General features: G+C 35.9%; 18 protein-coding genes. 13 read left to right on the forward strand and 5 right to left on the reverse strand.

Annotated features, from left to right (window positions below; all coding sequences use genetic code 11):
• The first annotated feature begins 19 nt into the window (after window positions 1–19).
• The gene (locus tag N2Z58_05555) at window positions 20–2,293 is read left to right on the forward strand and encodes a glycoside hydrolase family 65 protein (GenBank protein ID MCX7654121.1); all 2,274 of its coding nucleotides are present in this window, start codon (window positions 20–22) and stop codon (window positions 2,291–2,293) included.
• Between the two features lie 142 nt (window positions 2,294–2,435).
• On the opposite strand, the gene N2Z58_05560 is transcribed toward N2Z58_05555, so the two are convergent.
• The 4 genes from N2Z58_05560 to pulA all read right to left on the reverse strand — a co-directional run bounded on the left by N2Z58_05560 (window position 2,436) and on the right by pulA (window position 9,593).
• Window positions 2,436–3,695, reverse strand: coding sequence for a hypothetical protein (locus N2Z58_05560; GenBank protein MCX7654122.1), 1,260 nt, complete (start codon window positions 3,693–3,695; stop codon window positions 2,436–2,438).
• A 3-nt stretch (window positions 3,696–3,698) separates the two neighbouring features.
• Window positions 3,699–6,443, reverse strand: coding sequence for an isoleucine--tRNA ligase (gene ileS, locus N2Z58_05565; GenBank protein ID MCX7654123.1), 2,745 nt, complete (start codon window positions 6,441–6,443; stop codon window positions 3,699–3,701).
• Between the two features lie 194 nt (window positions 6,444–6,637).
• On the reverse strand, window positions 6,638–6,994 hold the full coding sequence (locus N2Z58_05570) for a response regulator (protein MCX7654124.1): 357 nt from the start codon (window positions 6,992–6,994) through the stop codon (window positions 6,638–6,640).
• 67 nt (window positions 6,995–7,061) lie between these two features.
• Window positions 7,062–9,593 (reverse strand): type I pullulanase, encoded by a 2,532-nt coding sequence (pulA, locus tag N2Z58_05575; protein MCX7654125.1) that lies wholly within the window; start codon window positions 9,591–9,593, stop codon window positions 7,062–7,064.
• Between the two features lie 201 nt (window positions 9,594–9,794).
• On the opposite strand from pulA, the gene N2Z58_05580 reads away from it, so the two are divergent.
• From N2Z58_05580 to N2Z58_05635, 12 genes are all read left to right on the forward strand, one after another.
• Window positions 9,795–10,622, forward strand: coding sequence for a phosphate ABC transporter substrate-binding protein (locus N2Z58_05580; GenBank protein ID MCX7654126.1), 828 nt, complete (start codon window positions 9,795–9,797; stop codon window positions 10,620–10,622).
• Between the two features lie 173 nt (window positions 10,623–10,795).
• Window positions 10,796–11,659, forward strand: a complete 864-nt coding sequence (locus N2Z58_05585; GenBank protein ID MCX7654127.1) for an ABC transporter permease subunit — start codon at window positions 10,796–10,798, stop codon at window positions 11,657–11,659.
• Window positions 11,656–12,492 (forward strand): phosphate ABC transporter permease PstA, encoded by an 837-nt coding sequence (gene pstA / locus N2Z58_05590; protein ID MCX7654128.1) that lies wholly within the window; start codon window positions 11,656–11,658, stop codon window positions 12,490–12,492. Before N2Z58_05585 ends, pstA begins: the two co-directional genes overlap by 4 nt.
• A complete protein-coding gene (pstB, locus tag N2Z58_05595; GenBank protein ID MCX7654129.1) occupies window positions 12,489–13,268 on the forward strand; it encodes a phosphate ABC transporter ATP-binding protein PstB in 780 nt (259 codons plus the stop codon). The genes pstA and pstB overlap by 4 nt, the downstream gene beginning before the upstream one ends.
• 32 nt (window positions 13,269–13,300) lie before the next feature.
• Window positions 13,301–13,948, forward strand: coding sequence for a phosphate signaling complex protein PhoU (gene phoU, locus N2Z58_05600; protein ID MCX7654130.1), 648 nt, complete (start codon window positions 13,301–13,303; stop codon window positions 13,946–13,948).
• Window positions 13,945–14,628, forward strand: coding sequence for a response regulator transcription factor (locus N2Z58_05605; protein MCX7654131.1), 684 nt, complete (start codon window positions 13,945–13,947; stop codon window positions 14,626–14,628). Before phoU ends, N2Z58_05605 begins: the two co-directional genes overlap by 4 nt.
• The gene (locus N2Z58_05610) at window positions 14,621–15,592 is read left to right on the forward strand and encodes a HAMP domain-containing histidine kinase (protein MCX7654132.1); all 972 of its coding nucleotides are present in this window, start codon (window positions 14,621–14,623) and stop codon (window positions 15,590–15,592) included. The genes N2Z58_05605 and N2Z58_05610 overlap by 8 nt, the downstream gene beginning before the upstream one ends.
• A 181-nt stretch (window positions 15,593–15,773) precedes the next feature.
• Complete coding sequence (locus N2Z58_05615; GenBank protein ID MCX7654133.1) at window positions 15,774–16,364, forward strand: hypothetical protein; 591 nt, start codon at window positions 15,774–15,776, stop codon at window positions 16,362–16,364.
• A gap of 42 nt (window positions 16,365–16,406) precedes the next feature.
• Window positions 16,407–17,075 carry a hypothetical protein gene (locus N2Z58_05620; protein MCX7654134.1) on the forward strand — a complete coding sequence of 223 codons (669 nt, stop codon included), beginning with the start codon at window positions 16,407–16,409 and terminating at the stop codon, window positions 17,073–17,075.
• Window positions 17,065–17,562 carry a hypothetical protein gene (locus N2Z58_05625; GenBank protein MCX7654135.1) on the forward strand — a complete coding sequence of 166 codons (498 nt, stop codon included), beginning with the start codon at window positions 17,065–17,067 and terminating at the stop codon, window positions 17,560–17,562. The genes N2Z58_05620 and N2Z58_05625 overlap by 11 nt, the downstream gene beginning before the upstream one ends.
• A 9-nt stretch (window positions 17,563–17,571) precedes the next feature.
• The gene (locus N2Z58_05630) at window positions 17,572–18,576 is read left to right on the forward strand and encodes a histidine kinase (protein MCX7654136.1); all 1,005 of its coding nucleotides are present in this window, start codon (window positions 17,572–17,574) and stop codon (window positions 18,574–18,576) included.
• Between the two features lie 12 nt (window positions 18,577–18,588).
• A complete protein-coding gene (locus N2Z58_05635) occupies window positions 18,589–19,344 on the forward strand; it encodes a LytTR family DNA-binding domain-containing protein (protein MCX7654137.1) in 756 nt (251 codons plus the stop codon).
• Between the two features lie 103 nt (window positions 19,345–19,447).
• Here the strand turns inward: N2Z58_05635 and yfcE are convergent, their stop codons facing one another.
• On the reverse strand, window positions 19,448–20,041 hold the full coding sequence (gene yfcE / locus N2Z58_05640; GenBank protein MCX7654138.1) for a phosphodiesterase: 594 nt from the start codon (window positions 20,039–20,041) through the stop codon (window positions 19,448–19,450).
• Window positions 20,042–20,056: the final 15 nt, after the last annotated feature.

Raw genomic sequence — 20,056 nt, forward strand, 5'->3', positions numbered from 1 at the left:
AGATTGGAGGGAAGATAAAGTGTGGGAAGTCCTGAGGAAAAGTTACGATTACAAAGATAACTATGTGTACGAAACACTTTTTACACTTGCAAACGGTTATTTGAGTTTGAGAGGTACAGAAGAATTTTCAAAAAATGTTATGAAAGGAACTTACATAGCAGGTATATTTGACAAATCAGAAGCACAAGTTACAGAACTTGTCAATTTACCTGACCCACTTGAGTTCACCATATATGTTGATGGTACAGCTTTGAACTTGGATAATGTTGAGATTCTCTCCTATGAAAGAAAACTTGATATGAAAAATGGTACTTTAAATTCAAAGTACGAAGTTAAGGTAAAAGACAAAATACTCGCTATTGAATCCACAAGGTTTGTAAGTAGAGTTAGCATACATCGATTTGGTGTTAAATACAAAATAACTCCTGTCAACTTTTCCGGTAAAATAATGGTTGAAAATTCTATAGACACAACAACATTTAACGGTTTACTCGATCCATACAATAAGGTACAACATTACAAAATTTGTAAAATAAAAGATTTACAACCAGGTATAGCCACAACAGTTAAAACAAATGATAAGGGACATGAAATATCATTTGCAACAATGATATGTGCAAGGAATAGCAAAGGAGAAAACTTATTAAAATTTAGAAAATATAGGGAAGTTACCTATAAACCAGTAGAGATATATACAATATTTGTCTCTGAAAAGGAATCAATAATAATTGAAAAACTCGGTACAGTCTTTACTTCTTTTGAATCGCTTGAAACACTCAAAGATGCAAAATGTGAACTCGAAAAATTCATCATTGAAGGATTTGACAAAGAATTAGAAAAACACAAACTGCATATGGAAGAAATTTGGAATAGGATTGACGTCATAATCGAAGGTGATGAAGCAGCTCAGCAAGGTATAAGATTCAATGTATTCCACCTTTACGCTTGCGCACCGGATAATCCAAGAGTAAGTATAGGTGCTCGTGGATTACATGGAGAAGGGTACAAGGGACATGTCTTTTGGGACACGGAAATATTCATGTTTCCATTTTTTCTCTATACACTACCAGAATATGCAAAAAACTTGCTCCTTTACAGATATAACACACTGAACGGTGCAAGAAGAAATGCCCAAATAAATGGATACAAAGGTGCACAGTTTCCATGGGAATCCGCTGATGATGGTAGCGAAGTAACACCTAAGTGGGGAGAAGATTACCTTGGCAATCCAGTCAGGATTTGGACAGGGGATGAAGAGTACCATATAAACGCAGATATTGCTGTTGCACTTGTACATTATTTTGTAGTAACTGGTGATGAACAGTTCATGAAAGATTACGGAGTGGAAATGCTCCTCGAAACTGCTAAATTCTGGGCATCCAGAGTTGAATACAATAAGGAAAAAGATAGGTATGAAATAAATAAAGTTATAGGACCCGATGAGTTTCATGAACATGTTAACAACAACGTTTACACAAATTACTTAGCAAAATGGAATATGATTAAAGCAATCGAATTTTACAATTGGCTAAGGGAAAAAGATTTAGTAAAATTCCAGAAGCTGAAAAATTACCTCGGATTAACCGATGAGGAAGTTGAAAACTGGAAAGTAATAGCGGAAAAGATTTACATACCAAAGAAAGAGAATGAAAAGCTAATAGAACAATTTGAAGGATATTTTGATCTTGAGGAACATGAAATAACCGAATGGGATGAGAACGGACTACCAAAATGGCCAAAAACTGTCGATTTGACTAAGCTTGGAGAAACTAAATTGATAAAACAGCCAGACGTTGTGATGCTTATGCTTGTTCTTCCAGAGGAATTTGACAAAGAGGAAATGAAAATTAACTATGAATACTACGAAAGACGCACAATGCACAAATCCTCACTCAGTCCATCGATGTATTCAATAATGGGACTCAAAGTTGGTGACACACATAACGCGTATAAATATTTTATGAAAACGGTGCTTGTAGACCTTGAGGATAACCAAGGAAATACAAACAACGGATTTCATGCAGCTTCCGCAGGCGGTGCATGGCAGTGTGTTGTCAACGGATTTGGCGGCATGACACTTAATAGTCAAGGTATACTCGAATTCAATCCGTGGTTACCAGAAAACTGGAAAAAACTCGAGTTCAAGATCAATTATAAAGATGCGCATATTAACGTAAAGATAGTAAAAGAACAGAAAACAACGTTGGAAATCACCACAGATAGAGAACTAACAGTTAAAATAAAAGATGAAATGAGAAATCTTTCCAAAGGCGGAAATACGTTTGAATTATGATTCAAAAAAGGTAGGCATCCGCCTACCTTTTTTCATTAAAAGTTTCTATTTTAATACCCATCCATTACCCATCCATGTAAATTCAAATTCAGCTAAGTAAAAGTAACTCGGTTTCAAACTATTTACAAAAAAACTAGCTAAACTACTGGGAAAAAACTTTTTCAACTTTACTCTCCAAAATATAGTACTTGGCATTGTGATGTTTTAATTGACTTATCTTTGTTTTAAACGTGTAGACTATTGAATAATCTTCCAAAACAAGCAAATTTATCTGACAGTTTTTAGCTTTTAATACAGCACCTCTGAAAATACTTGCTGAATCCAAAGTTGTGTTAATAACATTTGCCTCTGAGAGATCCGAAGTTTGCAAATTGCCAAAATACGAATCACTGATTATTGCTCTTGATAATGTGGTAATTGATGAAGATTGTATGTTTGAGCGTACAATGAACACAGTTCCACAATTTTGTATGCTCAAATTTTGAATGTTAGAATCTATTATGTACAAGGCGTAAGCACCATTTACTGAGACCTTCTCCAACTGAGATTTTCTTATTATTACAAAATTAGTCATAGACAAATTTGCGTTATTTGCGGTTGCTCCATCTAAAAAAACCAACGCACCTCTGTCAGACATAATGTCTGTGTTGTATGCATTTCCCTTCAGGTAAAGAATACCTTTGTCTGAAATATTCAACGTTCCACTTCCAATGATACTTATAGGTCCTGTTGTTATAAACGTTCCTTTGATGGTTAGTTCAGAGTTGAGCGTATTTATTAAAGTCACTCCTTCTTCAAGAATTAGTCCATTTTTATCAGTGATCAGCACTTTGCTAAGTATTCTGTACGGAGATTTTGAAGAGAGTAAAAACTTTCGTCCTGTAATATTTGTTATAGGCAACTGAGAATCAAGTATATCGAGTTTTTCCAAAAGTGGAAATATGAAGATAGCATCAACAATATTGTTAAAATCATCTTGGAAAAGTGCTATCTGTGGGTAGTCCGCCAACTTTACATCTTTCCCAACTAAGGTAGGTTTTAAAGAACGATTTTCTGGATTAAATATTCTTACCTCTTTATTAAACATGTATGCATACGGTGAGGTTGATATTTCAATAGTATCTTTCTGCGGTGAAGTTCTAACTTCAACTAAGTAATCCTTACCATCAATGGTAACTCTCCTTACTCCATCGTCAATTAACATACCATCCAAAAAGGAGAAATAATATTTCTTACCATCAATGTTGAAAGTTCTATTTATCTCAATTCTTTCTACGCCCATTTTAGGAGGTAATCTAAGAGATTCCCCGGTGGCAAACCCCACCGAGGACAAAATTAGTAAGACTATTCCAAGTTTTATGAGTTTTCTGAAAGAAACTTCAGATTTTTTTTCAAACGTCATTTTTTACTTTCTTTCTCCTTTCAAAACAGCACTACACCTTGGACAAGTGTCGGGGTATGACTCATCGTTACCAGTTTCAGGGCTGTATTTCCAGCATCGCTGGCATTTCTTACCATCAGCATGTTCAACGTAAACATTTACAAACTGCCCATTTAAACTACTCTCAGGAAGCCTATCTACAAAAGATACCTTAGAGACTATGAAGAACTCATCTAAAATCGCGCGGTATTTCACCATCAGTTCCAGTATCTCAGGGTTCTTCGCTTCTATCAAAACATGTGCATCAAGAGAATGCCCAATTATATCTGACGCTCTTGCATTTTCAAGAGCTTTTAATACGTCATCTCTGACTAATAACAAGTGCTGGAATTCTTCAAGTAATTTCTCATCAATAAATTCATTTTTCACTTCAGGCCAATACTCGAGATGAATACTTTCGTATCTTTTCAATGGACTTTCTTGGTATGCTTCTTCTGTAGTAAATGGCATTATTGGTGCGAGAATTTTAACAAGTGCTTCAAGTATATAATACAAAACAGTTTGTGCAGATCTTCTGTAAATCGAGTCTTTCGCTTCAACATAAAGTCTGTCTTTTAGTATATCCAGGTAGATCGCACTCAACTCTGTTGTGCAGTATTTAACAGTTGCGTTGTATACTTTTGAATACTCAAATTCTTCAAAGAATTTGGTTACCTGATCAATATATTTTTGTAATCTACCAAGCGCCCATTTATCAAGTGGTAAGAGTTTTTCATACGGTACAATATCATTTTGTGAAAAATCATACAGATTACTTAAAAGATATCTTAGAGTGTTTCTTAATTTCTTGTAAACCTCTACCTGCTGCTCTATTATACTTTTCCCAACTCTTATGTTATCGAAGAAATCTGTACTTGCAACCCAAAGCCTCAATATGTCTGCCCCGTACTTACCTACAATATCCATCGGATCGATGACATTTCCAAGTGATTTGCTCATTTTTCTACCTTGCTCATCTTTTATGAAACCGTGAGTAACAACAGATTTAAAAGGAGCGCAGCCACTCTTTGCAGTGGCAAGGAAAATAGAACTTTGGAACCAGCCTCTGTGCTGATCGTCACCTTCTAAATACAGATCAACTGGGTATTTTTCCCCTTTTGAGCGTACCGCGGCCTCCCACGAACAACCAGAATCTATCCAGACATCCAAAGTATCGTATGTTTTTTCGAATTCTTTACCTTCACACTTTGGACACGCAAAATCTTGTGGGATAAGCTCTTTTACATCCAATTCAAACCACGCGTCCGTTCCTTTTTCCTTAACTATGTTTGCAAAATACTCTACAACTTTTGGATCAAGAATGACTTCTCCACAGGATTTACACATCACAGCTGGGATTGGAACTCCCCAAACCCTTTGTCTTGATATTGTCCAATCTGGTCTTTCCTGCACCATGGCAGTTATTCTATTCTCTCCCCAAGCTGGATACCATTTAACATTTTTGATCTGCTCAAGTACTTTCCGTCTGAGATTATTCTTATCAACGGAAATAAACCATTGTGGTGTTGCCCTAAACATCACAGGACCTTTACAACGCCAACAATGTGGATAACTATGGCTTATTTTTCCAACTTTTATAAGTGCATTTGCATTTCTTAAATCATCTACAATAATTTTATTGGCATCCCAGATTTTTATTCCTTCGTATTTTCCAGACTCCTTAGTAAACCTTCCTTCATCATCTACTGGTGACAAAACTGGTAAATTGTATTTTAAACCAGTTTGATAGTCTTCCTCACCATGCCCCGGTGCTGTGTGAACACACCCTGTACCATCTTCTAAAGTAACGTATTCAGCAAGAACAACAACAGAATTCCTGTCGTAAAGTGGATGTTTCGTTAACTTACCTTCTATTTCTTTTCCTTGGAATTTTTTAACTAACTCGAAAGCTATATTTGTTTCTGCAGCAAATCTCTGCAATAATCCTTCAGCTACAATCCAGTACTCGTTATCTACTTTTATTTTAACGTATGTATAGTCCGGGTGAAGTGCAATAGCAACATTTGCTGGAATTGTCCAAGGCGTTGTTGTCCATATAACTATATATGTATCTGGATCTTCTATCATTTGGAATTTAACGTATATAGATGGTGATTCGTGATCATGGTATTCAATCTCTGCCTCTGCTAACGCTGTTTTACATGTTGGACACCAATAGACAGGTTTATTACCACGGTAAACATTACCACTCTCAACAAGTGTTTTGAATACATCGAGTATATGATATTCATAATCAGGTGTTAAAGTTATATATGGATTGTCCCAATCACCTTTCACACCTAATCTTTTGAACTGCTGTCTTTGTAGATCTACATATTTTAGAGCAAATTCCTTACACAATTTTCTTATTTCAACTGCGCTTTTGTTTTTTGCTTCTTCACCAAGAGTTGTTGTAACACGATGTTCAATTGGTAACCCATGAGTATCCCAACCTGGCACATATGGAACGTTGTACCCACGCATTGTTTTGTATCTGATAACAAAGTCTTTTAAAATCTTATTCATTGCGGTGCCAAGGTGAATATCACCATTTGCATACGGTGGACCATCGTGGAGAACATACTTTGGTGCATTTTGACGAGTTTGTAAGGTCTTTTCGTAAATTTCCTTTTCCTCCCAAAATTTGAGAATACTCGGTTCTTTTTGAACGAGATTCGCTTTCATTTGAAAATTAGTTTGTGGTAAATTTAAAGTCTCTTTGTAATCCAACTTTGACACCTCCGTTTGTTTATACCGAATATCCAAAACTGGTTTCCAAATTTTGTAGAACTACTTCCAATTTCTAGCTTTTGCAATGGATATAATTTGGTAATTTCAAATCTGACTTTAGGTTTCAAATGCTAAAATACATAACGAAAAAGGGGTGTGTGCCCACCCCTTTTTCGTTTGGTGTGGGCACAGAATTACATGTTAATTAACCTACTTATAACTTCCTTCAATTCTGTCAAATCCGAGGATTTAACAACATACGCATCGGCTGCCCATGAAGCCATATCGCTTTTGTAATGTGAATAAGCTGTTAAGAGAACCAACTTTGCTTCCCTTTTAATTTCTCGTAATTTTCCAGCCAATTCAAGTCCATTCATGCCAGGCATCTCTATATCAATCGTAACGAGGTCATATGGTTTATCACTAAATTTTCTCAATGCTTCTTCAGCATTCTCGGCTTCATCAACCTCATATCCAGCGTCAATAAGCTCTTCGGTAACCAATAATCTCATGTTCGGTTCATCTTCCACTACAAGAATTCTCTTGGGCATATTCCTACCCCCTTTCCTTGGGGATATTATATCATAAATATTATAGCTTTTTCAATAACTTTTGTTTTTATCTAGCTTTGTACATAACCATTGCTGAAGTAGATTTAACTGTGATTTTACCATTTAGTTGATAAAGCACATTTGTACCTGCTTTGTTCTTATCTACCACAACATTCCATGTACCTTCTGGAAGTGTATATTCTTGATCTTTTGTATCACCATTGTAAATAACCAATATTTCTTTCCAAGGATCTAGGTCATCTTTTATGACAAAAGCAACCATCTTTCTTGGAGTTGACAAGAAGGATATTTTCTTTCTGATATCTTCCGCTGTTCTTTGTCTGAATGCAATGTGTGCCTTTCTTAATTCTATTAATCCCTTATAATAGTTAAACATGTCTATGAACTCTGCCTTTCTTGCATAATCAAGTCCATTGATGGAAATTGGCGAACTATAAGAATTCTCATCGAACTTTTTCGTTCTTCCGAAGTCCTGACCAGCGTGTAAGAATGGTATACCTTGTGATGTTAATAATATCGCACCAGATAATTTTTGAGCATCTTTCAACATTTCTTCTGTCCATTTGACCGTTGTATCCGCTTGCGCTGCCAAGTAGTTCTTATCCCAAAGAGTGTGATTGTCGTGACATTCAACATAGTTTATTGTCTCTTCTGGATCCTTTGCAAAACTTCTTATAACTTCATCATATTCTATACTTCCCACCACACCTCTTCTAACTGCCGTTTCCTTTGCAAGAGCCCCCATCAAAAATCCTTTAACAGTTGCATTAAAAACCGACCCTCTGAGTGCATCTCTAAATTCATCATTAAAGGCCGCTATTTTTGTACCACCAACGTCTGCCTTTCCAAATCTAACAGGTGCACCCCAACCGCCCCATGGTTCACCGTAAAGCACTATTGTTGGGTCAATTTTGTGAAGTTCCCTTTCAACAGCAAGCATAGTTTGTTTGTCCATAAGTCCCATCTGGTCAAATCTAAAACCATCAACATGATATTCAAGTACCCACCATTTGAGTGTATCAATCACGTATTTTCTAAGCATTGGTCTTTCTGTTGCCATAACATTACCACAACCACTTTCGTTCAGATAAGCGCCTGTTTTATCTATTCTGTAGAAATAATACGGAACAGCCGTATCAAACGGTGACATTACACCGACTCCCCAGGTATGTGGGAAAACTATGTCAAGTATGACTCTAATTCCATTCTCGTGAAGTGTCTTTATCATCTGTTTGGCTTCTATTATCCTTGTGTACGGGTTAAACGGATTTGTCGAATATCTACCTTCCGGAACTGTGAAAAGGTATGGATCATAACCCCAGTTGTAGCTTTTTTCAAAATCTCTTTCTGCTTCGTCTCCGGTCCAGAAATCAAACATTGGTAGGATATGCACATGAGTGATACCAAGTTCGACAAGATGATCAAGTCCTGTTGTTACTCCATTTGGACCTCTCGTTCCTTTTTCTGTTAAACCTAGGTACGTTGCTTTATTTTTCACATTAGAATTATCTAATCCAGTCATATCTGCGATGTGTATCTCGTATATTATGGCATCTTCCAAGGCAAGCATTGGAGGTCTTACATCTTTATCCCAGTCCTTTGGATTGGTTTTTTTCAGATCTATGATTGCACTTTTTGCCGAGTTTTTCGCAACAGCTTTTGAGAAATAATCAACTCCTTCTCGATATTCACCGTAACTGAAATATCTCAATTTATAGAACCAACCTTCCCAATCGCCATCGAGTACCGCTTCCCATGCGCCGTTACCGATCGACTTCATCGGAACAACTCTTGCTGGTTCTTTATCATCCCAATTTTTGTAAAGCAAAACATCAACTGTTTTAGAAACAGGAGACCAAACGCGAATCGTTGTCCTTTGAGGCGTATATTCAAAACCAAGAGGACCATCATAATAGATTTTGTCAAGTATTTCCATCATTATTACTCTTGCCGGTTTGTATCCTTCAATCTCAACTTGTATATCTTTATTCACTTCATCAAGTCTAATGGGCTCAGCCAGCACAACTTTAACATGATTTGTCTTGGAAATGTCTGTTGGGTTTGCCTTTTCAATTCTTGCAACCTTTCTTTCAACTCCCTCAACTCTAACTTTTGCACTAACTTTTGTTGTATCAACCTGACCTGTAAGATAAGCCTCTATGACATCTTGCGCCCTTGCTTGAGCGAAAAGTACCCTTGGACTTGTATCAGGTTTTGAAGTGTAAATTTGTTCTATACCTTGCAACAGCCACACCTCCGCTTTACCATCTTTTACTGTTATGAATCTATCCATTGCCACATCTTTTTCTTGCCACTCTCTAAGTCTAACAATTATACCAACTTTTGTCAAAGTTTCATTAAATTTTACCCTTGCTACTACACCAAAATCATCTCTTTCTGTGAATTGGTAGGCTGCACCTTCTTTTGATATTGGCTCCACCCACCATATCCAAAGGTTCCAACCATCATAGTTGCCATCCCAACGATGGTAGTGAATGATAAGTTCCGTCCCCGCGAACATAATCACAACATAAAACAGTACAAATAAAACACTAAGTTTTCTCAACTTTTCAATCATACTCGCACCTCCACTTTAAAATGTTTAAACCGTTTTTTCACCACCTTTGTTATTATATCGCAACTTTTAACTAGTGAATATAAGATTTGGAAATATTTCCAGTTCTAATTAACATTTCTTAACAATTCAAAATTTTCGCAAAACATTTAGGTAGGATAATAAAACTGCAAGTTATAAACCTAATACGTGGAGGTGTTAGTGATGAAAAGGTTCTTAGTTGCTATTTTGATGTTAGTGCTTTCATTGAGTATCTTTGCAAACACACTTGTCATCAAAGGTTCAAACACACTCTTAGATGTTGCTCAGCTTTGGGTTGAAGCGTTTAGTAAGATGTATCCAAATGTAAAAGTAACATTGGAAGGTGCAGGTAGTTCCACGGGAATCGCCGCACTTTTTAACAACACTACAGACATAGCAAATTCCAGTAGATGGCTTAAAGACGCTGAGATTCAAAACATGTTTAATTCAAAGAAATGGTTTGCTCCAATTCTCGTTGCTTGGGATGGTATTGCGATAGTAGTACACAAAGACTTACCAATAACCAACATAACAATTCAACAATTGAGAGACATATACACAGGTAAGATTACAAGATGGAATCAAATTGATCCAAACCTTCCAGCAAGAGATATTGTAGTATTCTCAAGAAACACTGCTTCAGGAACATTTGAAGTCTTCAAAGAAAAAGTACTTGGCGATGAGAAAATGTCTCCAAGAGTAAGAATGCTTGAATCATCAATGGCAGAACTTGAAACGGTTGCAAAAACGCCATTCTCAATAGCATACTTCGGTGTTGGCTACGTCGATCCAAACCAAGTTAAAGTACTCACAGTAAATAACATCGCTCCAAACAAGACAAATATACTCGCCGGTAAGTATCCTCTTTCCAGACCACTTTTCGTGTTCGTTGATGTAACAAATGGTTGGCCAGAAGAAGGTCCTGTTGCCGAATATCTGAAATTTATTGTGTCAAAGAGAGGACAAGAACTTGTAGAAAAGGCAGGATTTGTCGCAGCTCTCGGTCAGTAATGATAAAATGATAATAATAACAAATTCAATTAACTAATCAAGGATATTTTGTTGTATAATTATATCAGATTATATGAGGGTAGTAGGTGTTACAACACCGCTACCTTCATTCTTAGAGTTTTCGGAATACAAAACTACTTTAGTTCACAAAGTAGTTTAGAAAGGAGAGAAATATGAAAAGAGACCTAAAAGATGCAAGTAGGAAAACATTACTTGGTGTATCAGCAATATTAGCCATAAGCGCTCTCTTTGGCATATACGCTTATCTCATTAAAGAATCTCTTCCTGCCCTTAGGCAAGTTGGGGCAGAACTTTTTCTTTCTGATCAATGGTATCCTGTATGGGATCCACCGGAATTTGGTATGAGGGCCTTAATTACTAATTCTTTGATTGTCACCGTCTTTGGTTCGTTAATCGTAGTACCAGTTGCTTACTTCACAGCGATTTACTTGCACGGTTACGCCGGTGTAAAAGAAAAATCTGTTATTAGACGATTTTTTGAATATCTTTCAGGAGTGCCTTCCGTTATTATAGCTTTTGTGTTTCTCAGATTTTTAAGCCCCGTCTTTCCACAGATCGGTATTTATTCACCTCAAAACTTACTGCTGGCATTGATAGGTTTGTTTTTTCTTACGATCCCACTGTCAACGATACTGATTCTCGAATCTCTTGATAGTGTACCTCGAGAAATCGAAGAAGCAAGTGCAGCACTCGGTGCTCCTGAGTTCAAAACGTATACGAAAATCACTTCAAGAGCAGCCTTACCAGGCATTCTAAACGCTATCGTTCTTACAGCAAACAGGATAGTGGGAGAAACTATAGTCGTTTTACTTCTTGGTGGTGGTGCTTCAATGGTTCCACAGAAACTCACAGATCCTATGAAAACATTAACAGCAGCAATCGCAAGTGAAATGCCAGAAACGGCAAAAGGTTCGATGCATTATTATGCGTTATTCGCAGCTGGATTAATTCTTATCATTTTTTCAACGATATTTGAGACTATTTCAATATCGATACTAAGGAGGCATAAAAAATGAACGAACTAACAAATCCAAGCAAAGCCTCTAGAAAAGACACAAGAGCAAATAAGGTTCTAAAAGTTTTAAGCTACTCAATATCCGCGTTGATAGTGATATTATTCTTACTGGCACTTATTCCCGGTTTAAAATACTGGAACATAGAATTTTTCACCCAGTTTCCTACGGATGGAATGAAAGCAGGCGGTATTTTTCCTGCTATACTGGGTTCTTTCCTAATTACAATCGTAGCATTAGCAATTAGTATACCGCTTGGTATACTACTTGGTGTGGTACTTTCCGAGTACAATCTGGAGTATATAAAATTTGTTGTTACTATTTTAAGCGGAATACCCTCTGTTGTCTATGGCTTGTTTGGGCTTGGACTTTTCTGTATCACCATGGGTATGAGAACATCTATACTCGCAGGAGGACTTACACTGTCTTTGATGGTCTTACCGGTCATTTCATCTTCCGTATATGAAACAATGAGAGCGATCCCAAGAGAATTAAGGGAAGCTGCTTACGCACTTGGCGCAAGAAAGAGCGAAGTAATTTTTGAAATGCTTTTACCGGCTGTAAAAAAGACTATAATAACAGTTTCGCTGGTCTCAGCAGGAAGAGTAATAGGAGAGACAGCACCTCTAATATTGACTGCAGCTGTTTTTTACGCCACAGACTTGCCAAGAAGCTTATTATCACCCGCCATGACCTTACCTACACATCTTTACTTCTTAGCAGCAGCTTACGGTGAAAAAGCAAGGTGGATGGCAGAAGGTACAGCTTCTGTATTGATCCTCTTTGTAATATTAGTTTACACAATAGCATTCGCATTTAGGAGGGAAGGTAAATGAATCAGAGAAATTCAGACTTTACTGAAGTTGTCATAGAAATAAAAGACCTCAGCGCATATTATGGACCGAAGAAAGCGGTGAAAAATGCCAATCTAAAAGTATACAAAAATAAAATCACAGCAATAATGGGACCATCTGGTTGTGGAAAATCTACACTTTTAAGAAGTATTAACAGGATAAATGATTTGCTTCCAGATTTTAGAGTCGAGGGCGAGATACTCTTCCATGGGAAAAACATATACGACAAAGATATAGATATTTACACCCTTAGAAGGAGAATAGGGATGGTTTTCCAAAAGCCAACCCCCTTCCCAATGTCTATATATGATAATATTGCTTATGGACTGAAACTTATCGGTGTAAATGACAAAAAGGAGATCAAAGAAAAGGTTAAATGGGCTCTTGAAAAGGCAGCACTTTGGGGAGAAGTTAAAGATGAACTTGAAAAGAATGCTACGAGACTTTCTGGTGGTCAACAACAGAGACTGTGTATCGCAAGGGCAATAGCAATAGAACCAGAAGTTATCTTGTTTGACGAACCAACAAGTGCTCTCGACCCTGTTGCAACACAGAAAATTGAAAGTCTAATTGAAGAGTTAGCTTCTGAGTTCACCATAATAATAGTGACACATAACATAGGTCAAGCTTCGAGAATATCGGACTACACTGTCTTTATGTACCAAGGTGAAATTATTGAACAAAACTTCACTGCTGAAATTCTAAGAAATCCACAGCACGAAATTACCCAACAATTCCTAAGTGGTAGAATAGGATAATTTGATTGACATAATTAAGGAGGGCAATAATCATGGTCGAACAAAGACACCATTTTGAAAAAGAATTTTCATTGCTTAGAGCTGAACTTGTAAAAATGGTTTCGCTTGTTAGTGACGCGGTAGATATGTCATCCAAAGCATTTGAAAATTTGGATAAGAGCTTAGCTAAGAAAGTAATAGAACTTGACGATGAAATAGATAATCTAAACAGAGAGATAGAAAACTTAGTTTACGAAATTATCGCAAGATTTAACCCTCTGGGAAAAGACCTTAGGTACGTTGTTGCGGCTATGAAGCTTGCAAACAACCTTGAAAGAATTGCTGATCACGCCTGCAATTTTGCTGAAAGAACTGTTTGGATTACAGATAATCTTCCTGATTTTCAGCCTTCTTTGTTGATAAAAGAAATGTTTGGAGTTGTAATCAACATGTTACAAAAGACCGTTATAGCCTTTTCAAGAAGGGACATAAACTTAGCAATTGAAACCTGGAAAGCAGACGATATCGTTGACGGACTTGACAAAAGAATTACAACCGAAATTGAAAACATTGAACCTCACACACTTGTTTTGTATGTACTTTTCTCAAGGGACTTAGAACGTATAGCAGACCATCTTACAAATGTGTGCGAAGAAATTGTTTTCATCGAAACTGGTAAGGAGTTGAGGAGTTATCTATGAAGATCCTCATTGTTGAAGATGAACGAATTTTAGCTGAAAGCTTACAGAAAGCATTAAAGACTGAAGGTTTTGACGCAGATGTTGTGCATGGCATAAATGACATGTACAGAAAGCTTGAAAACAACGAATACGACTTATTGTTATTAGACCTCATGTTACCTGATGGTAATGCAATAAACGAGGTTCAAACAATAAGAAACGAATTTCCGGAAACAGGTATCATAATTATCTCTGCAAAAAACACGGATATAGATAAGATCCTTGGAATCGAACTCGGTGCGGATGACTATGTTGGTAAACCGTTCAACCCGAGGGAAGTTGTTGCCCGTGTAAAAGCTTATTTCAGAAGAACAAAAGGCATCAAAGAAGTAATTAGATATGGCAAATTGGAGATCTATCCAAGTGATTATGTAGTCACATACAACGGACAACCTGTAGAACTAACATCAAAAGAATTTGAAATCCTTAGATTGCTCGCTCAAAGACCAGATAGAGTCTTTTCAAGGGAAGAAATTCTTGAAGCAGTTTGGACTGATGAATTTGAGGTATTTGATAGAGTAGTAGATGTACATATAAACAGTTTGAGAAAGAAACTCGGCAAAAACTGGATCGTTACAGTCAGGGGAGTAGGGTATAAATTTTCAAAAAAAGGTGATACACAGGTGAGTGAGAATGAATGAAAAAACGTTGGAATTCTTACTTGATAACATAGATGAATGCGTTTTCATGCTTGAAGGAACTACAATTGTCTATGAAAACAAATTATCAAGAGAATACTTCGGTGAGAGCGTAGGCTCAAATGTATTTGACTTTCTTATATTTGAAAAGTCAACAGTGTTGGTTGATGCTATTCACAGTAAGAAATCAAACAGTTTTGAAGCGAAAATATTCTTAAACAAAAAAGGCGGATGGCATGATTTTCTTGTTAAATACTTAGCACATATAAATACATTAATTTTGAAAGATCTTACATTTTTGAAAAACGTTGAAGAGGCAAAAATCAACATGTCAGTTCTCATATCACACGAGCTCAAAAATCCTCTCGGAGTTATAGAAAGCTTACTTTCCGAACTAATTGAAAATGAAGAAGATGAGGAAAAATTAGACAAACTTTGGAAGATTCAAAGGCAAACTAAAAGATTAAATAGAATAATTCAGCAAATTGAATATATCACAATGGCACAATTGGGACTTTATATACCAAGAAATGAAACTGTAAACGTTCAAAAATTAGTTTCAGAAGTGCTTGAAGATGTAGAACACATAAGGCAGAAAAAGAACATAAAGATAAATCTGAATATAGCCGAAAAAACCTTAGAAGCAGACATGTTTATTATTAGAACAATCTTAAAAAACTTGGTTTCAAATGCTCTGAAGTACTCATTTGAAAACTCACAAATTATCGTTGAAATCGACAAAGAAAAAATAATAGTTCAAGATTTTGGAATAGGAGTCCCAAATTCTGAAAAAGAGAAAGTTTTCAGCCGTTTTTACAGAAGTCAAACAGCAGTAAAGATGGCATCTGGTTCGGGACTTGGACTTGCTGTTGTAAAACACCTTTCAAATATCGCTGGTTACAAGATTGACTTTGAATCGCAGCACCTGATAGGTACAAAAGTAACAGTATGGATTAAAAAAGAATGATTCCGGATTCAGTCCGGAATTTTTTGTTAATAAACCACCCTCCACTAGTTTTTTTCATTAATCCTGTTGCACAGCACTTCACTCCTAAATCAATGCGTGTCACTCCTTTTCTATTTTCCTTCCACTTTTAGGTGATAGAATATACTCAGTGAGTGTAAATATACACAAGGAGGGTGGAAAAATGGAACTTGGTCTAAAAGAATGGATAGTCATGTTCTTGGCTGGAATATTTCTCTTCGTATTTTTGTTTGATGTACAAGAAGGAAAGCCTCAAAAAAATTTAGATGAAAAAAAACTAGTTCAACATGAAATTCAAGCGGTAAAACAATTCAAAATTTCGTGCATGAAACTAAATCTTAAACTGGATAACGAAGAAGAACGTATATATATGAACCCAGAATTAACCTTCGAAAATGACAAAACACAAGCCATTATTTCCGGAATTAGTGGAAATATCATCCTGGCTGGAAAAGAGATTAAGAGTCTCACCATTTCTTGCGTTTCTGCCGACATTTCTGGAAAAAGTACCGTTGAAGTAATCTATATTTCATGTACAAATGTGAATTTCAACAACTTTGTCATAAAAGCTGGCGGAAATGTCAAAATATCAGCCGCAGCTGTTCAAGGCAGTATTTACATAAGCGATGAAGTAAATGAAAATTTGTACTTTGATATATCAGCATCATCAAGCGATTTGGTTATCTTTCTCAGTCAGTCTGTAAAAGATAAAATTAGATTCACAGGTATCGTACCAAAGGTAGTGATTAAATAGTTCAAAACACTTCCCCACTTTCAAAAGAAGGAGGTTGATAGTATGTTAAAGCGTGTACTTACTGGGGCATTTTTGGTGATTCTACTTAGCATAGGACTGGCTTTTAGGTTTGGAGGCGGCGGTCCTGCGGTTTATTACTTCCCTGGCGGTACGTTTTTTGCAGATTTCAAAAACATTAACGTGCCAATCGTTGAAATCCAAACATTTGATAACGGTATCATCGCATTTGGTGGATACGGTTATGGTGGTATTCCAGGGGGGATGTACAATGGAGGCTATGGTTTTGGCGGAGAGAAAGAATACACAACAAGTTCTGGAACATACAGAGTGACAGTTAGTGGTGGATTTGGTGGCGGCATGAAAAAAATCAATTTCAACAATTTTTCTTTAACTGCCGCACTTGGTATCGGTGGTCTGGACTTGTCTATCGAAAAGAAAGTTAATGAGGGTAACACAAGTGTGACAAACCTTCAAAACGGTAACTTAGAAGGTTATCTTGGTGCAACAATAAGTTACTTTGCCATCAGTGCAGATCTTGGAATGGGGATTCAAGTATTTCCATTTATGGAATTACAAATTGGTGCCATTGCCTTTGTAGGTTATTCTTTCGATGGCTGGGTTATTAACAACAAGCCATTGACAGGTTTAACAAATGACTATAAGTTCTTACTCAATTATGCACTCTACGGAGGAATAGGTTTTGGATTCTAGAAAAAGAAAATTATTCATTCTATTTTTTGGAATTATGAGCACTTTGATAGTTTTTTCAAATAGTTTAGAGATCGCTTTGGAGGGTGCTTCCTTACTAAAAAAAAGTAAGGACACCCTTTTTCCGTTAAACATATTATTCTACTATGTAGGGATATCTCAACTTTCAAATGCTGTATCTTCGGATCCAACTAACCTTGACGTTAGACTGGTCAGAGCAAGCGCTATATTTGACTTTGTCGAAAACAATCCCATAGCTCAAGACATTGTTCAAGAAGATCTGGAGTTTTTCTTGCTTTTTAAAGATAGGTATAAGTACTCTTCCAAAATCAGTTTAGATGTGGTCTACTACATGTTATGCTACGTGTATGCATTGAAAAAAGATTACCCAAAAATGTATTTTTACCTTGACAAACTCAGTAAAGAACAACAAGCAAACACCTTTATCGAAAAGTTGAAACTCAGATTTCCAAAGATAATCAATAAATAGGTGATATATATGATAATAAAGAAATTAAACAACAACTTCCGAAAATGGTTAATAATTGAACTACTGGGACTTTCCATTTTCATAATCTTTCTTTTCGTTGTAAATTTCAAAAGTTTCTTAGCACCTTTTATGATGTCTGTGGTGCTTGTAAATCTCTCAGCTATTTTATTTAACTTATTCAGAAAAATTTACGAAAACCAAAGAAATTTGACAAAAAAGATAACTTTAGACATCCTTAATGTCTGTTACTCATTATTCCTATGCATAAATTCCTTGATCAGTTTACTAAACATTTTAGCATTTCGTCGAAATCGCTTGTATGCTGAAAATCTGTTTACTTTAGTACTCTTAGTAATCTCTGTCATATTTGCCTTGTATGTTCTTAGACTCAAACAAGCTATAGAATTAGAAAGAGCAAATAGGCAGTCGTTGGAAAATTACACAAAATTTCTAAAATCTCAATTCGACCCACACTTTTTGTTCAATGTACTAAATTCACTCGCAGAATTAGTTAGAAAATCACCGGAAGAATCTGAAAAAGTAATAATACACTTATCAGAGTATTACCGAGCTATACTCAAAAGTCCACAAATGTGGAGTATTTCAGAGGAGATAGAATTCATAAAAAAATACATAGAATTACAAAAGAGCATATTAACCGATATAGCATTTGATTACAGTATCTCTTCATCGATACTATCGAATGATATCAAAATACCAGCTTTCATCTTACAACCATTGGTGGAAAATGCTATTAAATACGGTATACGAAAAAACTTAGGTGGATTCATCAAAATCTCAGTTGACAAGAACGATAATGAAATAAGGATAGATATAGAAAATAACGTTTCAGAAAAAGTAGAGCGCATCACCTTCGGTAGTGGCTTAACAATAACTTTCGAAAGATTGAAGTTACACTCAAATGGAATCTTACAATGGAACTATTCACCGAACAAAAGTAGTATAACCTTTACAGTAAAGATACCTCTGCAAAATAACAAAAAATACAAATAAGGAGGGCGGATAATGCTCACATGCGCCATCGTAGATGATGAAAAATTGGCTGTTGAAAGGTTGGTTAGACTATTAGATGAAATAAGTGAAGATATACAAGAAAATATACAAATTCTCTTTACAGCAAACTCCGCAGAAGAATTCGACGAAAAGATAAAGAAACACTCGCCAGACCTTTTACTTCTTGATATCAGACTTGTTAACAAACTTATTTTCGAAGTATTTGAAGACACAATCAAGAAAATCGATTACAATCCTTACATTGTACTTGTAACAGCGTATGACGAATACGCCATTAAGGCATTTGAAAACGGTGCAATTGATTACGTACTCAAACCAGTTTCAAAAGAAAGGTTACAAAAAACTATTGAGCGAGTACTTAAAAATCGTCAATCTAACAAATCAAACGTTCTACAATATATAAAATCTCAACAAAAATTGAGCAAAATACCCATTAAATGCAAAGATGACATACTACTTTTAGACGTCGACGAAATAATTTACATCATGGCTGATAACAAAGATGTTTTGATAGTAACTAAAAATGGAGAGTACAAATATCACACTCAATTACACGTTCTTGAAGAAAAATTACAGCATCACGGATTTGTCAAAATTCATAAAAGTTACTTGATTTCGATAAACCATATTGAGAAAATCAAAAAATGGTTTGGAGGTAGTTACATAGTACAAATGAGCAACAAAGACGAGATAAAAATATCCAGAAAATATCAGGAAGAATTGTTCAAACAGATTGGCTATCATTGAGCGAAAAAATTTTCAACGTTAATTCTCTTTGTAAATATATCAAAAAACTGTACAGGTGTATGTACTAAGATTACAGTTTAGATCAACAGTTTTCCTAACCGAATCATAGGATTCTAAGCAATCTTGAATCTTTCAGTTTCCACTTTCCTTCCATATAAACTTCTCCGTCGTCAAGCTTCATAAATCTTGCATGCAATTCGTCATCGTTGGTTTCGATTATCATAACACTCTTTGGTGTGTTACCTTTCGGCAAAGAAGGACTACCCGGGTTCAAGATTACCTTACCTTCCAACTCTTGAATTTTTGAAATGTGTGTATGTCCGTGCACTAAAAAATGTACATTCTTGGATTTCAAAAATTCTCCAACATCATTTTCTTCAAAAACCTCGCCATGAACAAGGAATAAAATAAAATCTCCAAAATATTCCATACTTACCTTAGGTACCTCTGGAAGCTCAAGCACCTTTAAATCAACATCGGCATCGCAATTCCCTCTGATGTATGTAATATTGTATTTTTTCAATTTCTCAACTAACACTTTTGGATCATATCCATCTGGCAACGGATTTCTTGGGCCATGGTAAAGTACATCACCAAGATGGTATATTCCATCAAAATCGTTTAGATTAAACAGTTCTTCGATGGTTTGAAACGCTTTTACAGAACCATGCGTATCGCTTATAAATAAAAATTTCATACATTTAACCTCCTT

The sequence above is a fragment of the Fervidobacterium sp. genome (genome assembly GCA_026419195.1).
Lineage (GTDB): Bacteria > Thermotogota > Thermotogae > Thermotogales > Fervidobacteriaceae > Fervidobacterium.

What these genes read in the sequence shown, in the direction of transcription:
- yfcE (MCX7654138.1), bottom strand. Translation starts at nt 20,041, where the DNA reads ATGAAATTTTTATTTATAAGCGATACGCATGGTTCTGTAAAAGCGTTT.
- N2Z58_05630 (MCX7654136.1), top strand. Translation starts at nt 17,572, where the DNA reads ATGATAATAAAGAAATTAAACAACAACTTCCGAAAATGGTTAATAATT.
- N2Z58_05570 (MCX7654124.1), bottom strand. Translation starts at nt 6,994, where the DNA reads ATGCCCAAGAGAATTCTTGTAGTGGAAGATGAACCGAACATGAGATTA.
- phoU (MCX7654130.1), top strand. Translation starts at nt 13,301, where the DNA reads ATGGTCGAACAAAGACACCATTTTGAAAAAGAATTTTCATTGCTTAGA.
- N2Z58_05635 (MCX7654137.1), top strand. Translation starts at nt 18,589, where the DNA reads ATGCTCACATGCGCCATCGTAGATGATGAAAAATTGGCTGTTGAAAGG.
- N2Z58_05610 (MCX7654132.1), top strand. Translation starts at nt 14,621, where the DNA reads ATGAATGAAAAAACGTTGGAATTCTTACTTGATAACATAGATGAATGC.
- pstA (MCX7654128.1), top strand. Translation starts at nt 11,656, where the DNA reads ATGAACGAACTAACAAATCCAAGCAAAGCCTCTAGAAAAGACACAAGA.
- N2Z58_05560 (MCX7654122.1), bottom strand. Translation starts at nt 3,695, where the DNA reads ATGACGTTTGAAAAAAAATCTGAAGTTTCTTTCAGAAAACTCATAAAA.
- N2Z58_05615 (MCX7654133.1), top strand. Translation starts at nt 15,774, where the DNA reads ATGGAACTTGGTCTAAAAGAATGGATAGTCATGTTCTTGGCTGGAATA.
- pstB (MCX7654129.1), top strand. Translation starts at nt 12,489, where the DNA reads ATGAATCAGAGAAATTCAGACTTTACTGAAGTTGTCATAGAAATAAAA.
- N2Z58_05585 (MCX7654127.1), top strand. Translation starts at nt 10,796, where the DNA reads ATGAAAAGAGACCTAAAAGATGCAAGTAGGAAAACATTACTTGGTGTA.
- pulA (MCX7654125.1), bottom strand. Translation starts at nt 9,593, where the DNA reads ATGATTGAAAAGTTGAGAAAACTTAGTGTTTTATTTGTACTGTTTTAT.
- N2Z58_05605 (MCX7654131.1), top strand. Translation starts at nt 13,945, where the DNA reads ATGAAGATCCTCATTGTTGAAGATGAACGAATTTTAGCTGAAAGCTTA.
- N2Z58_05620 (MCX7654134.1), top strand. Translation starts at nt 16,407, where the DNA reads ATGTTAAAGCGTGTACTTACTGGGGCATTTTTGGTGATTCTACTTAGC.
- N2Z58_05580 (MCX7654126.1), top strand. Translation starts at nt 9,795, where the DNA reads ATGAAAAGGTTCTTAGTTGCTATTTTGATGTTAGTGCTTTCATTGAGT.